This is a genomic window from Paraburkholderia sp., from assembly GCF_036488505.1.
Lineage (GTDB): Bacteria > Pseudomonadota > Gammaproteobacteria > Burkholderiales > Burkholderiaceae > Paraburkholderia.
Genome location: NZ_DASXHN010000112.1, coordinates 1 through 15,546 on the forward strand (window position 1 = coordinate 1; position 15,546 = coordinate 15,546).

13 protein-coding genes and 1 pseudogene are annotated in these 15,546 nt (G+C 64.0%); 7 read left to right on the forward strand and 7 right to left on the reverse strand.

What is annotated here, in order from left to right; all coding sequences use genetic code 11:
• Positions 1-174: 174 nt before the first annotated feature.
• Together recN and VGH68_RS06115 are read right to left on the reverse strand one after the other, a co-directional pair.
• Positions 175-1,842: a DNA repair protein RecN gene (recN, locus tag VGH68_RS06110; protein ID WP_331602640.1), complete on the reverse strand. Its 1,668-nt coding sequence runs from the start codon at positions 1,840-1,842 to the stop codon at positions 175-177.
• A 72-nt stretch (positions 1,843-1,914) separates the two neighbouring features.
• Entirely contained in the window at positions 1,915-2,829 is a 915-nt protein-coding gene (locus VGH68_RS06115; protein ID WP_331602641.1) for an NAD kinase, read from the reverse strand.
• Positions 2,830-3,109: 280 nt separating this feature from the next.
• Between VGH68_RS06115 and hrcA the strand changes: the two genes are divergently transcribed.
• The 3 genes from hrcA to VGH68_RS06130 all read left to right on the forward strand — a co-directional run bounded on the left by hrcA (position 3,110) and on the right by VGH68_RS06130 (position 5,800).
• Complete coding sequence (gene hrcA / locus VGH68_RS06120) at positions 3,110-4,129, forward strand: heat-inducible transcriptional repressor HrcA (protein ID WP_331602642.1); 1,020 nt, start codon at positions 3,110-3,112, stop codon at positions 4,127-4,129.
• A gap of 185 nt (positions 4,130-4,314) precedes the next feature.
• The gene (hemH, locus tag VGH68_RS06125; protein WP_331602652.1) at positions 4,315-5,385 is read left to right on the forward strand and encodes a ferrochelatase; all 1,071 of its coding nucleotides are present in this window, start codon (positions 4,315-4,317) and stop codon (positions 5,383-5,385) included.
• A 7-nt stretch (positions 5,386-5,392) separates the two neighbouring features.
• Positions 5,393-5,800 carry an RNA-binding S4 domain-containing protein gene (locus VGH68_RS06130; protein ID WP_331602643.1) on the forward strand — a complete coding sequence of 136 codons (408 nt, stop codon included), beginning with the start codon at positions 5,393-5,395 and terminating at the stop codon, positions 5,798-5,800.
• Here VGH68_RS06130 and VGH68_RS06135 read toward each other — a convergent pair.
• On the reverse strand, positions 5,772-5,933 hold the full coding sequence (locus VGH68_RS06135; protein WP_331602644.1) for a hypothetical protein: 162 nt from the start codon (positions 5,931-5,933) through the stop codon (positions 5,772-5,774). The genes VGH68_RS06130 and VGH68_RS06135 overlap by 29 nt on opposite strands.
• Before the next feature lie 372 nt (positions 5,934-6,305).
• On the opposite strand from VGH68_RS06135, the gene grpE reads away from it, so the two are divergent.
• The 4 genes from grpE to VGH68_RS06155 all read left to right on the forward strand — a co-directional run bounded on the left by grpE (position 6,306) and on the right by VGH68_RS06155 (position 12,558).
• Positions 6,306-6,881, forward strand: a complete 576-nt coding sequence (gene grpE / locus VGH68_RS06140; protein WP_331602645.1) for a nucleotide exchange factor GrpE — start codon at positions 6,306-6,308, stop codon at positions 6,879-6,881.
• Positions 6,882-7,206: 325 nt separating this feature from the next.
• Positions 7,207-9,165 (forward strand): molecular chaperone DnaK, encoded by a 1,959-nt coding sequence (gene dnaK / locus VGH68_RS06145; protein WP_331602646.1) that lies wholly within the window; start codon positions 7,207-7,209, stop codon positions 9,163-9,165.
• A gap of 270 nt (positions 9,166-9,435) precedes the next feature.
• Positions 9,436-10,575 (forward strand): molecular chaperone DnaJ, encoded by a 1,140-nt coding sequence (gene dnaJ / locus VGH68_RS06150; RefSeq protein ID WP_331602647.1) that lies wholly within the window; start codon positions 9,436-9,438, stop codon positions 10,573-10,575.
• 18 nt (positions 10,576-10,593) lie between these two features.
• Positions 10,594-12,558, forward strand: a complete 1,965-nt coding sequence (locus VGH68_RS06155; protein ID WP_331602648.1) for a bifunctional anthranilate synthase component I family protein/class IV aminotransferase — start codon at positions 10,594-10,596, stop codon at positions 12,556-12,558.
• Between the two features lie 127 nt (positions 12,559-12,685).
• Here the strand turns inward: VGH68_RS06155 and panB are convergent, their stop codons facing one another.
• From panB to VGH68_RS06175, 4 genes and pseudogenes are all read right to left on the reverse strand, one after another.
• A complete protein-coding gene (gene panB / locus VGH68_RS06160; RefSeq protein WP_331602649.1) occupies positions 12,686-13,501 on the reverse strand; it encodes a 3-methyl-2-oxobutanoate hydroxymethyltransferase in 816 nt (271 codons plus the stop codon).
• Between the two features lie 35 nt (positions 13,502-13,536).
• The gene (locus VGH68_RS06165) at positions 13,537-14,217 is read right to left on the reverse strand and encodes a deoxynucleoside kinase (protein ID WP_331602650.1); all 681 of its coding nucleotides are present in this window, start codon (positions 14,215-14,217) and stop codon (positions 13,537-13,539) included.
• The gene (folK, locus tag VGH68_RS06170; protein ID WP_331602651.1) at positions 14,214-14,756 is read right to left on the reverse strand and encodes a 2-amino-4-hydroxy-6-hydroxymethyldihydropteridine diphosphokinase; all 543 of its coding nucleotides are present in this window, start codon (positions 14,754-14,756) and stop codon (positions 14,214-14,216) included. The genes VGH68_RS06165 and folK overlap by 4 nt, the downstream gene beginning before the upstream one ends.
• A 48-nt stretch (positions 14,757-14,804) precedes the next feature.
• Positions 14,805-15,546, reverse strand: a pseudogene (locus VGH68_RS06175) (polynucleotide adenylyltransferase PcnB); the annotation flags it as partial.

Consider the following 15,546-nt stretch of genomic DNA (forward strand, 5'->3'; position numbering starts at 1 on the left):
GGACGCGCTGTGGTGGCGTGCGGGCTGCGGATATTGCGCTGCGCACGCGTTTGCGGCGTTTGCGCCGTTTCGCCGTGCGCGGTGCGCTGCCCGGCTGTCTCGTGCTGCGCCGTTGCCGACGGCGTGCGCTTGCACCCTCCGCTGTCGGCCAACAACCCGGCCAGCGCACAACAGCTAGGCTGCCAGCATTTCCTTCGCGTGCTTGCGGGTGGTCGACGTGATCTCCAGACCGCCGAGCATGCGCGCTACTTCTTCCACGCGGCTCGCCTTGTCGAGAGAAACGACGCTGCTCACCGTGCCGCCCTTGCCGTTGCCCGCTTTGGCCACCTGGAAGTGGTGGTCGCCACGCGCGGCGACCTGCGGCAAGTGCGTCACGCAGAGCACCTGGCGCGCTTCGCCGAGCTGATGCAAGAGCCGCCCGACCACTTCGGCGACGCCGCCGCCGATCCCCGTGTCCACTTCGTCGAAGATGAGGGTTGGGATGGGACTCGCGGCGCTTGCAATGACCGCCAATGCGAGACTGATCCGCGCCAGTTCCCCGCCTGAGGCGACCTTCGCGAGCGGCCGCAACGGCACGCCGGCGTGACCGGCGACGCGAAATTCGATCTGCTCGAGCCCGTGCGCGCCGCCTTCGGGCAGCGGCACCAGCGCCACTTCGAAGCTGCCGCCTTTCATCGACAGTTCCTGCATGCCGGTCGTGACTGCGTGGCCGAGCGCGTTGCCCGCTTTGGCGCGTGCTTTCGACAGTTTTTTCGCCTCGGCGACAAACGCTTCCTTCGCTTTTGCCTCGGCCGCGCGCAGGCTGTCGAGGTCGGCGGCCGCATCGAGCGCGGCCAGCTGCGCACGCCGCACTTCGTGTTCTTCCGGCAATGTCTCAGGCTGCAGGCGGAATTTGCGGGCGGCCGAGTGCAGCGCCTCGAGACGCTTTTCGACCTGCGCGAGACGGTCCGGGTCGAGTTCGAGTTTCTGCGCGTAGTGGCTGAGCGAATACGCGGCTTCCTGCAACTGGATTTCGGCCGGTTCGAGCGCGGCCAGTACGTCGTTTAGCGCTGGGTCGATTTCCGCGAGGTCGCGCATCTTCGAGACGATCGAAGCGAGATGCGTGATCATCGCCTCGTCCGATTCCGACAGTGCGCCAAGCGCGCCTTGCACGCCGTCGATCAGATTGGCCGAGTGCGACAGCCGCTTGTGCTCCGCGTTGACCTCTTCCCATTCGCCCGGCTGCGGCGCAAGTTTATCGAGCTCGGCGAGCTGCCAGGCGAGCCGTTCGCGCTCGAGTTGCAGTTCGCGATCGCGCGTCTGCGCAAGCTCGACCGCCTGGGCCTTGTCGCGCCACGCGCGCCATGCACGGCTGACCGACGCGGCGCTCTCCGACAGGCCCGCATGGGTGTCGAACAATTCGCGCTGCGCGTCCGGGCGCATCAGCAACTGGTGCGCGTGCTGGCCGTGGATATCGACGAGCATTTCACCGACCTCGCGCAACTGCGCGAGCGTCGCCGCAGTGCCGTTGATGAACGCGCGCGAGCGGCCGTTCGCGTCGATCACCCGCCGCAGCATCACGGTTCCGCCGTGCTGGCCGTCGTCGGCCGCGCCGAGCGCCTGCGCGTCGAGCCATGCATCGACCTGCTCGTGCGTGTCGAATTCGGCGGTGATGTCGGCGCGGCTCTCGCCGGTGCGCACGACGCTTGCATCGGCGCGTGAGCCAAGCGCGAGCGCCAGCGCGTCGATCAGGATCGACTTGCCGGCGCCGGTTTCGCCCGAGAAAACGGTGAAGCCGCTGTCGAATTCGAGGTCGAGCGCGGCGACGATGACGAAGTCGCGTATCGAGAGGTGGCGAAGCATGGAAGTCGTCGGGTGAGCGTGAGATTCGGGTGGCGGGCGCGGCGGCGCGCGGGTTCGAGCGGGCTGCGCCGGTTACGGCCGGGCGTCTGGCCTCGTGTCTTCTTCATGCGACGGGTATTCATTCCAGTGCAGTTTCTTGCGCAGCGTCGCGTAATAGCTATAGCCGACCGGATGCAGCATCGGCACCGTGTGGCGCGAGCGACGCACCTCGATCGTGTCGCCCCGTTCCAGCGACGTGAACGACTGCATGTCGAAATTGACGTTCACTTCGCGCCCGGAGACGATCTGAATGCCGACCTTCGAATCGTCCGGCAGCACGATCGGCCGGTTCGACAGCGCATGCGGCGCGATCGGCACGAGCACGAAGCCTTGCAACTGCGGATGCAGAATCGGCCCTTGCGACGACAGCGCGTAGGCCGTCGAGCCGGTCGGCGTGGCGACGATCAGACCGTCCGAGCGCTGGTTGTACATGAAGCGCCCGTCCACCGACACGCGCAGCTCCGCCATGCCGGAGAAGCCGCTGCGGTTGACCACCACGTCGTTGAAGGCGAGCGCATGGTAGATCGGCGTGCCGTCGCGCACGATGCGCGCTTCGAGCAGCACGCGCTCTTCGCGCTCGAATTTTCCGGACAGCATCTGCGGCACGATCTCGCGCATATCCGAGATCGGAATATCCGTGATGAAACCGAGCCGGCCGTGGTTGATGCCGATCAACGGCGTGCGGTACGGCGCGAGCTGGCGGCCGATGCCGAGCATCGTGCCGTCGCCGCCGAGCACCACGGCGACGTCGGCGCGTGCGCCGATCTCGGCCGGCCGCAGCGCCGGGTACAGGGTTACGCCGATTTCAGCGGCGGTCTCCGCCTCGAACACGACTTCGAGCCCGAGCTTCGCGATGCACGCGGCGAGCGCGGTCAGCGGCTCACCGATGCCTGGCGTGTTGCTGCGCCCGACGAGCGCGACGGTCTTGAACTGGCTGGTCACTTGCATGCCGGCATTACACCATAGGTAGGGCCTGAAAAGAACCGCCGGGCAACCCTGTCGCGGGCCGGTGCGCGCGGACCTTCGGCGCGTGTCGCGATTATCGTTAGAATGGTGAAGACCTGATGACATATGTGCGGGTTAGAGTGTGAGGCTGCAGCGGAGCGCGTGCTCGATGCCGCATCCGGGCGGACCCGCACCGCGTGGCGGCCAGGCCGCGGCGCATGCGTTCGGGATGGGCGCCGCAGGCGCTCGCGGTAGCCATGCCATTGAGCTAAAATTTTTCGCCATGCTAGATCCTCGCGCACAAACCCTCCTCAAAACGCTGATCGAGCGCTACATCGCCGAAGGTCAGCCGGTCGGCTCGCGCACGCTGTCGCGGTATTCGGGCCTCGAACTGAGCCCGGCGACGATCCGCAACGTGATGTCCGACCTCGAGGACCTCGGGCTCGTGATCAGTCCGCATACGTCGGCGGGGCGCATTCCGACGCCGCGCGGCTACCGGCTCTTCGTCGACACCATGCTGACCGTCGAATCGGCCGCGGACGAGGAAGCGGTGATGCGCGTCGTCAAAACCACGCTGCAGGCGGGCGAGCCGCAGAAAATCGTCGCGGCCGCGGCGAGCGTGCTGTCCAACCTGTCGCAGTTCGCCGGCGTGGTGCTCACGCCGCGCCGCAGCCACGTGTTCAAGCAGATCGAGTTCATGCGCCTGTCCGACAAGCGCATCCTGCTGATCATCGTGACGCCCGAGGGCGACGTGCAGAACCGTATCCTCGCGACGCAACGCGATTTCTCGCCGTCGCAACTCGTTGAAGCCTCCAATTACATCAACGCGCACTTCGCCGGTCTTTCGTTCGACGAAGTGCGCCGCCGCCTGCGTGAGGAAATCGACGAGTTGCGCGGCGACATGACTTCGCTGATGCATGCGGCTGTCACCGCGAGCACCGACGAATCCGACACCGGCGAGACCGTGCTGATTTCCGGTGAGCGCAATCTGCTCGAAGTCGCCGATCTTTCGTCGGACATGGCGCGCCTGCGCAAGCTGTTCGACGTGTTCGACGAGAAAACCAGCTTGCTCCAGTTGCTCGACGTGTCGAGCCACGCGGCTGGCGTGCAAATCTTCATCGGTGGCGAATCGAATCTCGTGCCGATCGAAGAAATGAGCGTCGTGACCGCGCCCTACGAGGTGAACGGCAAATTCGTCGGCACGCTCGGCGTGATCGGGCCGACGCGCATGGCCTACAACCGCGTGATCCCGATCGTCGATATCACCGCGCGGCTGCTTTCCATCACGCTCAGTCAACAATAAGTCACCCTTGGCTTCACTCGGCGTTGCCGTGACGACAGGCCGTGCCGGCAATGATGCGCGAACGCCGGGGGTCTGCCAATCGTCCGAATGGCCAGGCCCACGCGCAGGGCCGCGCGCAATCCGCGCCGCTATAATGAATCTCCATTGAATCGACTCGCCGCGTGAAGCGGTTACGTCTGTTGCCTATGCGCTTCGATCTCGAGCGGCCCTCACAGAACGCTACGTCGCATCGCGTCGCCGTGCTGCTGATCAATCTCGGCACGCCCGACGCGCCGACGCCGCGCGCGGTGCGCCGTTATCTCGGGCAATTTCTGTCCGATCCACGGGTGGTCGAAATTCCGGCGCTGCTTTGGCAGATTATTTTGCGTCTGCTGATTTTGCCGTTTCGCGGCCGCAGTTCCGCGAAGAAATACGCGGCGGTCTGGATGCCCGAGGGCTCGCCGCTGCGCGTGAATACGGAAAAGCAGGTCGAGGGCTTGCGCCATTTGCTGCAACTGAACGACTACACGGTGCTCGTCGACTACGCGATGCGTTACGGAACGCCCGGTATCCCCGCCATGCTGAATCAGTTGAAGCTCGCGGGCGTCGAGCGCGTGCTGCTGATGCCGATGTACCCGCAGTATTCGTCATCGACCACCGCGACCGCTTTCGATGCTGCCTTTTCCGCACTGAAGCGCATGCGCAACCAGCCGGAAATCCGCACGGTGCGCCAGTACGCCGATCATCCCGCCTATCTCGCGGCGCTCGCCGCGCAAGTTCATCAATATTGGCATCAGCACGGCCGTCCCGACTTCGCGGCGGGCGACAAACTGGTGCTCAGTTTTCACGGCGTGCCCAAGCGCATGCTCGACCTCGGCGATCCGTACCACGAGCAATGCCAGCAGACCGGCACGCTGCTGATGCAGGCGCTCGAACTGACGCCCGTGGAATGCCGCATCACCTTCCAGTCGCGCTTCGGCAAGGCCGAATGGCTGCAACCGTACACGGCGCCCACGCTGAAGGAACTCGGCGCCGCCGGGGTGCGGCGCGCAGATGTGTTTTGCCCGGGCTTTACCGCCGATTGTCTTGAGACGATCGAGGAAATCGGCATGGAAGTGCGCGACGAGTTCTTGCACGCGGGCGGCAAGGAGTTTCACCGTATCCCTTGCCTGAACGTGTCGCACCCATGGATTGCCGCGCTGGGAGAAATCGTCGCGCAGCATCTGCAGGGCTGGCCGGTGCAGGCAGTGCCGGTACCGCATACGGCGGGAGCTTGAAACACCCATGAACTACCACGTTTCAACCGAACCGGGCGCGAAGCTGCGCATCGACAAATGGCTGTGGGCCGCGCGTTTTTTCAAGACGCGTTCGCTCGCCGCGGACGCGCTCGACAAGGGACGCGTGCGCATCGGCGGCGCGGCTGTCAAGCCGGCCAAGGACGTGCGCGTCGGCGACCTCGTCGAGATCCAGATTGAAAGTATCGTGTGGCAGGTGCAAGTGCTTGGCGTGTGCGACGTGCGCGGGCCGGCCAGCGTCGCGCAGACGCTTTACGCGGAAACCGCGGAGAGCAGGTCGAAGCGGCAGGTCGAGCAGGAGCGGCGCCGGGTCTACCGCGAGCCGGCCGCCACGCTGCACGGGCGACCGACCAAGCGGGACCGGCGCACTATCGACAGATTTTCAGGTGGGGATTGAGAAACTGTTCCATGGTGGCGCGTGCGCCGCCATATTCGGTGGTGCGGTCGTTGACCGCCCCGGACATGCAGATGGTCGTGGTGCCCGCGATCACTACCAATGCGAGCACCCCGATTGCAATGGTCAGTTTCACGGTTCTCCCCTTCGGAGCATGGATTGAAAAGGGCTAAGTCGGCACAACTGTCAGGTGCCAGTAAGGCTTACGTCAGATCAGGGTTAACGCGGCTTTTCCGAGGTATGAATGGAGGATAGGCCACTTGTTGAGCGCACTCAATCTCTATCTGATCGCGCGATGCGAATCGTTGTTACGGCGCGTTTCGCTTGCACGCCGTTGGTGCGAAAGAACCGAAAAGCCGCTTGAAACAGTTCTTTCCGGCCCCATCTACGGGAACGATATCCGGTGGCGCGCAACGGCGCTTGTCGCGATTGGGCAACGCACGAATCGCGGTACGCGTCATATGACTGCACTACCGTTGGCTTTCACCTTTTAACGACTTTCAGCGACATGGAAAACACGCAAGAGAACCCGACGAGCCAGAACCCCACGCCCGCCGACGAAGCCGCGCGCCAGGCCGCGGAGGCCGCCCAGCAGGATCCGGCAGCAGGCGCCGCGGAACCGACGCAGGCGTTAGCCGAGCAGGCGCTGGCCGACGCTCAGACGAAGATCGCCGAGTTGCAGGAAAGCTTCCTGCGCGCGAAGGCCGAGACCGAAAACGTGCGCCGGCGCGCTCAGGAAGACGTCGCGAAGGCGCATAAGTTTGCGATCGAGAACTTCGCCGAGCATCTGTTGCCGGTGGTCGACAGTCTCGAGGCAGCCGTCGCCCACTCGTCCGACGACCTGCAGAAGGTCCGCGAAGGCGTCGAACTCACGCTGCGTCAGTTGAACGGCGCGCTCGAAAAGGGCCGCGTCGTCGCGCTCAACCCAGTAGGCGAAAAGTTCGATCCGCATCGCCATCAGGCGATCTCGATGGTGCCGGCCGACCAGGAGCCGAACACCGTCGTCGCGGTGCTGCAAAAAGGCTTTGTGATCGCCGATCGGGTGCTGCGTCCCGCGCTGGTGACCGTTGCGGCGCCCAAGTAAGTTCACGCACGTCGGGCAACTGTTCTGTCTGTCTCTTGCGGCCTTCACGCAGCTGGAAGCGCCGGCCGGCTGGTGGCAGCAAAGGTCGAGTGGATTCAGGCACTTGCCGCGCGTCATGCGGCGGCTGCCGCAGAGGCTGACGGAGCGGGCCGGGAACGGCCGCCACCCGATTCAAAAAAATTAAAGACCGCATCGCAATAAAGGTCTTGAAAACGATGTGGCCGCACTTATTTTGAGTGCAGGTATGAATTCAGAGCGGATCGTCCCGCCGCCAGATGGGTCAACCGGGCGTTTTCCGCAGCGATCAAAGTCAGGAGATTAGTAAATGGGCAAAATCATCGGCATCGACCTCGGCACGACCAACTCGTGCGTGGCGGTCATGGAAGGCAACTCGGTCAAGGTAATCGAGAACTCGGAAGGCGCGCGCACCACGCCGTCGATCATCGCTTACATGGAAGACAACGAGATTCTCGTTGGCGCACCTGCCAAGCGTCAGTCGGTCACCAACCCGAAGAACACGCTGTATGCGGTCAAGCGCCTGATCGGCCGCCGCTTCGAAGAAAAGGAAGTGCAGAAGGACATCGGCTTGATGCCGTACAAGATCATGAAAGCCGACAACGGCGATGCATGGGTCGAAGTGCGGGAACAAAAGCTGGCGCCGCCGCAGATTTCCGCGGAAGTGCTGCGCAAGATGAAGAAGACCGCTGAAGATTACCTCGGCGAGCCGGTCACGGAAGCTGTGATCACGGTTCCCGCGTACTTCAACGACAGCCAGCGTCAGGCCACCAAGGACGCCGGCCGCATCGCCGGCCTGGAAGTCAAGCGCATCATCAACGAGCCGACTGCCGCGGCTCTCGCGTTCGGTCTCGACAAGGCTGAAAAGGGCGACCGCAAGATCGCGGTGTACGACCTGGGCGGCGGTACGTTCGACGTGTCGATCATCGAAATCGCCGACGTCGACGGTGAAATGCAGTTCGAAGTGCTGTCCACCAACGGCGACACGTTCCTCGGCGGTGAAGACTTCGACCAGCGCATCATCGACTACATCATCGGCGAGTTCAAGAAGGAGCAGGGCGTCGATCTGTCGAAAGACGTGCTCGCGCTGCAGCGCCTGAAGGAATCGGCTGAAAAGGCGAAGATCGAGCTGTCGTCGAGCCAGCAAACCGAAATCAACCTGCCGTACATCACGGCGGACGCGTCGGGTCCGAAGCACCTGAACCTGAAAATCACGCGCGCCAAGCTGGAAGCGCTGGTTGAAGAGCTGATCGAGCGCACGATCGAGCCGTGCCGCGTCGCAATCAAGGACGCGGGCGTGAAGGTCGGCGAAATCGACGACGTGATCCTGGTCGGCGGCATGACTCGTATGCCGAAGGTGCAGGAAAAGGTCAAGGAGTTCTTCGGCAAGGATCCGCGCCGCGACGTGAACCCGGACGAAGCCGTGGCCGTCGGTGCCGCGATTCAGGGCCAGGTTCTGTCCGGCGACCGCAAGGACGTGCTGCTGCTCGACGTCACCCCGCTGTCGCTCGGCATCGAAACGCTCGGCGGCGTGATGACGAAGATGATCAAGAAGAACACCACGATCCCGACCAAGCATGCGCAGGTCTACTCGACGGCTGACGACAATCAGAACGCCGTGACGATCAAGGTGTTCCAGGGTGAACGCGAAATGGCAGCGGGCAACAAGCTGCTCGGCGAATTCAACCTCGAAGGCATTCCGCCGGCACCGCGCGGCGTGCCGCAGATCGAAGTGAGTTTCGACATCGACGCGAACGGCATTCTGCACGTCGGCGCGAAGGACAAGGCGACTGGCAAGGAAAACCGCATCACGATCAAGGCGAACTCGGGTCTGTCCGAAGCCGAAATCGAGAAGATGGTGAAGGACGCCGAAGCGAACGCGGAAGAAGATCACAAGCTGCGTGAGCTGGCCGATGCCCGCAATCAGGGTGACGCGCTCGTCCACAGCACGAAGAAGGCGCTGACCGAGTACGGCGACAAGCTCGAAGCTGGCGAGAAGGAAAAGATCGAAGCTGCGTTGAAGGACCTTGAAGATGCGCTGAAGAGCACGTCGAGCGACAAGGCTGCGATCGAAGCCAAGATCGAAGCGGTGGCTACTGCCTCGCAGAAGATGGGCGAGAAGATGTACGCCGACATGCAGGCTGCGCAAGGTGCCGAAGCAGCGGCAGCAGGTGCTGCGGGTACGGCAGGCGCGGGTGCATCGGCGGGCGCGAGCCAGCAGGCCGACGACGTGGTCGACGCTGACTTCAAGGAAGTGAAGAAAGACTAAAGCCAGGTCGTCATCCGACCGTAAAGCCGCGTACAGCAATGTGCGCGGCCCGGCGGCACAAGAACGGCGTCCCCTGCGGGGCGCCTTGAGTGCAACAGCGGTTTTCGCGCCTGGCGAGCCTTTTGGGCTCTCCGGGCACATTTGTTTTATGGAGGGCGTTGTTTGAAACCGTGCGCAAGCGCGGCGCAAACGGCGGCCGGACGAGTCGTGAGACTCCACAGCATTCACAAGGAGCTACTGCGTTGTATCGCGCGGTGGCGTTGAACCGATATGGCGAAACGGGATTACTACGAGGTTCTGGGCGTCGCAAAGAACGCAAGCGACGACGAAATCAAGAAGGCTTATCGCAAGCTCGCGATGAAGCACCACCCCGACCGCAATCCGGGCAACAAGGATGCGGAAGAGCATTTCAAGGAGGTGAAGGAAGCCTATGAAATGCTGTCGGACTCGCAAAAGCGTGCCGCGTACGATCAGTACGGTCATGCGGGCGTCGATCCGAACATGGGCGGAGCCGGCGCGCAGGGCTTCGGTGGCTTCGCCGATGCATTCGGTGACATCTTCGGCGACATCTTCGGCCAGGCGGCGGGCGGTGCGCGCGGCGGCGGCGGCCGGGCTGGTCCGCAGGTCTATCGTGGCGCCGATCTGCGCTACAGCATGGAAATCACGCTCGAGCAGGCCGCGCATGGTTACGATACGCAGATTCGCGTGCCGAGCTGGGTCTCGTGCGAAGTCTGTCATGGTTCGGGCGCGAAGCCCGGCACCAAGCCGGAGACCTGCCCAACCTGTAGCGGTTCGGGTTCGGTGCGCATGTCGCAGGGCTTCTTCAGCATTCAGCAGACTTGCCCGAAGTGCCACGGCACCGGCACCTATATCCCGGAGCCGTGCAGCCACTGCCATGGCGCAGGCAAGGTAAAGGAAACCAAGACCCTCGAAGTGAAGATCCCGGCCGGTATCGACGACGGCATGCGCATCCGCTCCGCCGGCAACGGCGAGCCGGGCATCAACGGCGGTCCGTCGGGTGATCTGTACGTCGAGATTCACATCAAGCAACACGCGGTGTTCGAGCGCGACGGCGACGATCTGCATTGCCAGATGCCGATTCCGTTCACCACCGCGGCGCTCGGCGGCGAAATCGAAGTACCGACGCTCGCCGGCCGCGCGAGCTTTACGGTGCCCGAGGGCACGCAATCGGGCAAGACGTTCCGTCTGCGCGGCAAGGGCATCAAGGGGCTGCGTTCGAGCATCGCGGGCGATCTGTACGTGCATGTGCAGGTGGAGACGCCGGTCAAGCTCACCGAGACGCAGCGCGATCTGCTCAAGCAGTTCGAAAAGGCGCTCGTGGAAGGCGGTGCGCGGCATAGCCCGCAAAGCAAGAGCTGGTTCGATCGTGTGAAGAGCTTCTTCGATTGATCTGATTTGGCGGTCCGCATGACGGTGGACAGACGCGGCGCGGTATTCGCGCTGCTCGACGATTGCGGTGCAACGGCGGCGCGCCGGTCAAGCCGCTTGTACACGGAGTTCGTGCACGAGCGGGTCTGTGCGGACGCGACGCAGCTCGAAGCCGTGTGCGACAGCGTCGCGGCCGATACCCGCAACGGCCGGCACGCCGTGGTGCTGGCCGACTATGAATTTGGCCGCGCGCTCGTTGGTCTCGATGCGCGCACGTCTTCCGGAACGCAGCGTGGTCATGCCACGCTGCGTTTTTTATTGTTCGAACGCTGCGCGAAGCTCGCGCGCGACGAGGTCGACGCATGGCTGATGGCGCGCGATAACGGCGCGCTCGAGCCTTCAGTCGCGGGCACGGCTAACGTGCGCGCGAGCGTCGATCGCGCGCAGTTCGACGCGGCGATCGATGCGGTTCACGCGGCCCTGCGCGCGGGCGATTCCTACCAGGTCAACTACACGTACCGGCTCGGCTTCGACGTGTTTGGCCCGCCGGTGGCGTTCTATCGGCGGCTGCGTGCGCGTCAGCCGGTGCCGTTCGGCGCGCTCATCGCGTTGCCGGGTGACGGCTGGGTGCTGTCGTGTTCGCCGGAGCTGTTCATCGAGAAGCAGGGCGATACACTGCGCGCGCGGCCGATGAAAGGCACGGCCCCACGCTCCGACGATCGCGCCGCGGATCAGCAGAGCGCGGAATTCCTCGCCAACGATCCGAAGAATCGGGCGGAGAACGTGATGATCGTCGATCTGTTGCGCAACGACTTGTCGCGCGTCGCGCGGATTGGCTCGGTGAAGGTGCCGGCGCTGTTTTCTGTCGAGCCATACACGTCGGTCTGGCAGATGACGTCGACGGTGGAGGCAACGTTGGTGGGCGGCACGTCCTTCGCCGGGGTCTTGCGTGCATTGTTCCCGTGCGGCTCGATTACCGGCGCGCCGAAGCATCGCACGATGCAACTGATCGATGAACTCGAAAGTACGCCGCGCAGGCTTTATACCGGTGCGATTGGGTGGCTCGATGCGGCAGAGGGTGAGAGCGCGGTGGCGGCTCGGCCGAGCGTTGAAGCGATGCCGGCGCAGGCCGACGATCGTCGCACCGCCATCGCCCCGGCTAAGGTTTCGCGTTGCGGCGACTTCTGTCTGTCGGTCGCGATCCGTACCTTGACCCTCGCCGCCCAACCAGGCGGCACCGCGAGTCTGCGCGGCACCATGGGCGTGGGCGCGGGCATCGTGCTCGATAGCGTGGCCGCCGACGAATACGCGGAGTGTCGATTGAAAGCCCGTTTCCTGACCGGCGCCGAGCCGGGCTTCGATCTGTTCGAAACGATGTACGCGACGCGGGAAACCGGCGTGCGGCATCTGGCGCGTCATCTGCGGCGTTTGTCGTCGAGCGCAGCGACGTTCGGGTTCGATTTCGACGAGCCGCGCATCAGCGAGCAACTCGCCGCGCAGTGCGCATCGATGGCGGCCGAAACGCCGTATCGAGTGCGGCTCGCGCTCGGTAAGAACGGCAATGCGCAGATCACCGCCGCGGTGCTGACGCCGTTGGCGCAAGCGTCTGTTGGCGTGCTGCTCGGCTCACAGCAAGGCTTCGCGTCGACGCAGGCGGCTGATCCGCTGCTACAGCACAAGACCACACGCCGCGCCGACTATGATCGTGGCTGGCGCGAAGCCGAAGCGAAGGGCGCTTTCGACATGCTGTTCTTCAACGAACGGGGTGAGCTGACCGAAGGCGGCCGGTCGAACGTGTTCGTGAAGCTGGCGGGACAATGGTGGACGCCGCCGCTGAGGTCAGGCGTGCTGCCAGGCGTGATGCGCGGCGTGTTGCTGGAAGAAGACGCGATGGGGCTCAACGCGGCGGAAAAAGTTTTGACGGACACCAACGTGCTGAATGCCGAGGCGCTGCTGATCTGCAACGCGTTGCGTGGCGCGCTGCCGGCGCGGATTGTTCGCTAGCCTACGAAGTGCCTGAATGCCAAAAGCGCGTAATACAGAAGCGCGCAACGCAACGCTCTCGCTAAAAGCACCCCACAAAGGCGCCCCGAGCGCAAACCACCCAGTTGGCACCGCGCTTCACTGACGCTCAGAACGTGTGCTCAGCCCCCGGAAACGTGCCATCTTTCACCGCCCGCACATAAGCCTCGACAGCCGCCTGAATGTTCGGCTGTCCCTGCATGAAATCCTTGACGAAACGCGGCCGCTTGCCCGGGAAAATCCCGAGCATGTCATGCAGCACGAGCACCTGACCCGAGCAGTCGAGCCCCGCGCCGATCCCGATCGTCGGAATACGCAGCTGCTTCGTGACTTCGCTCGCAAGCCGCGTCGGAATTGCCTCCATCACGATCAGTTGCGCGCCGGCCGTCTGCAGCGCGAGCGAATCGCGCAGCAGCTGGCTCGCGGCTGCCTCCGTTTTGCCTTGCACCTTGAAGCCACCGAACGCATGCACCGACTGCGGCGTCAGGCCGACGTGCGCGCACACCGGAATCGAGCGTTCGATCAGAAAGCGCACTGTATCCGCCAGCCATTCGCCGCCTTCGAGCTTCACCATCTGCGCGCCCGCGCGCATCAGTTCGACCGAGTTGCGGAACGCGTCTTCCGGCGTGCCGTAAGTGCCGAATGGCAGATCCGCGAGAATCAGTGCCGACGGCCGCGCCCGCGCGACGCTCGCCGTGTGGTACGCGATGTCGGCGAGCGATACGGGCAGCGTGGTCGCCTGGCCTTGCAGTACGTTGCCGAGCGAGTCGCCGATCAGCAGCGCGTCGACGCCCGCGCGATCCAGCAGCGCCGCGAAGCTCGCGTCGTAACAGGTCAGCATCGCGATCTTTTCGCCGGCGTCGCGCATCGCCTGCAGTTTCGGCACGGTGATCGCGCTCCGGCTCGCTTCCTGCAAATAGGTCATGGTTAATCCAGTGCGAAAGACATGGGCGGCGCCGCTTACAGCGACGTGCCTTTGACAAAGAACTCCTTGCGCCCGCGCATGGTTTCGATGCGTTCGGCGAGCAGCGCGAGGTCCGCGTCGGAGTCGAGCGGATTCAGATGTTCGGCGTTGACCGTCAGCACGGGCGTGCGGTCGTAGTGGTAGAAGAATTCGTTGTACGCGTCGCTAAGCGCACGCAGATACGCATCGGAAATCTGCAGCTCCATCGGCACCGCGCGCTTCTGGATGCGCGAGAATAGCACCTCGGGGCTAGCCTGCAGATAGACGACGAAGTCGGGCGCCGGCGCGCTAACGGTAAGGCGCGCGGCGAGTGCGCGATACAGCTGCCACTCGTCTTCCTGCAAGGTCAGACGCGCGAAGATGTCGTTTCGCTGCGTCATGAAATCGGCGATCAGCGGCGTGCCGTTCGCCTGCGCTGCGGCGACTTCCTGCGCCTGCTGCGCGCGTTGCAGCGCGAAGTGCAACTGCACCGGCAGCGCATAGCGCGCGGTGTCGCGATAAAAGCGTTCGAGAAACGGATTCTCCTGCGGGCGCTCGAACAGCTCCTGCATCGACCAGCGTTGCGCGAGACGCCGCGCGAGCGAGGTCTTGCCGACGCCAATCGGGCCTTCGATCGCGATATAGCCGAATGGCGGGCGCAGTTGCGGCGCGGTGACCGTGAGCGGCGGCGAATTCATTCGCAGCGGCCCTTGCCGGCGGATCGGCCGGTCAGCGCATCGAGCATCGGGCACTGACACGGCGACTTTACTTTTTCGATGCGCTGCGCGCTGACACGGTCGAGCAGCGCGGCGGCACGTCCATGCAGCGGAATGATCAGCTCCGCGTCGATTTCAACGAGCGGCACCAATGCGAATGCGCGCTCGACGAGGCGCGGATGCGGGACGATCAGATCGGCTTCATCGATCGACTGATCGCCGTAGAGCAGGATGTCGAGATCGAGCGTTCGCGGTGCATTGCGAAAGGGCCGCTCCCGGCCGAACTGATGCTCGATCTTGTGGCACAGCGCGAGCAGATGCCGCACGGGGAGCGTTGTGTCGATCTTGACGACGCAGTTGAAATAGTCGTCACCGCCCGCGTCGATCGGGGCCGTGCGATACAGGCTCGACTTGGCGAGCACGGTAATGGTGTGCTGTTGTGCGAGGCACACCACTGCGTCTTTCAGGGTCTGGCGCGCGTCCCCGAGATTCGCGCCGAGGCCAAGATAAGCAACGGTCATGGCATCACTTCCTGCAACTATCGTTCGACGGCTTCAGCGAACGCCGCGTCAGTCGTCGTGCGCGCCGTCGCGGCCCGCGTCGTTGTCTGTGCGTTCGGCTGGCGTGCCGCCCTCCATTCCGTCGCCCGCTTTGCGTTTTCTGGCGCCACTGCTGCGCCGCCGGCGTTTTCTGGGGCTTCGGTCCGTCCCGCCCTGCGTGAGCAATGCCTCGCGCGCGGCGATGTCTCCTTCGATGAACTCCGTCCACCACGCACCGACCGACTCGTCGAGTTCGCCCGATTCGCAGCGCAACAGGAGGAAATCATACCCCGCTCTAAATCTTTGGTGTTCCAGCAGCTTCAGCGCGCTTCTTCCCGAACGTTTTTCGAGGCGCAACTGCAGGCCCCAGATCTCGCGCATGTCCGACGAGAAGCGCTTGTGGATCGCGAGTTTCTCGGTTTGCGTGTCGAGGACTTCGTCCATCGCGCGATGCAGTGCGGGGACCGGATATTCACCGTCGGCTTCGAATTTCTGCCAGCGCTGCTGCACGTCGTGCCACAACAGGGTGGCGAACAGGAAGCCCGGCGACACCGGTTTGCCGGCGCGCACCCGGGCATCCGTGTTGGTCAGCGCCAAGGTGATGAATTTTTCGCCGGTGGGCTGCTCCAGCACGACGTCGAGCAGCGGCAGCAGGCCATGATGCAGGCCCTCGTGGCGCAAGCGCTTGAGGCAGGCGAGCGCGTGACCGGACAGCATCAGCTTGAGCATCTCGTCGAACAGACGCGCGGCGGGCACGTTGTTGATCAGATCG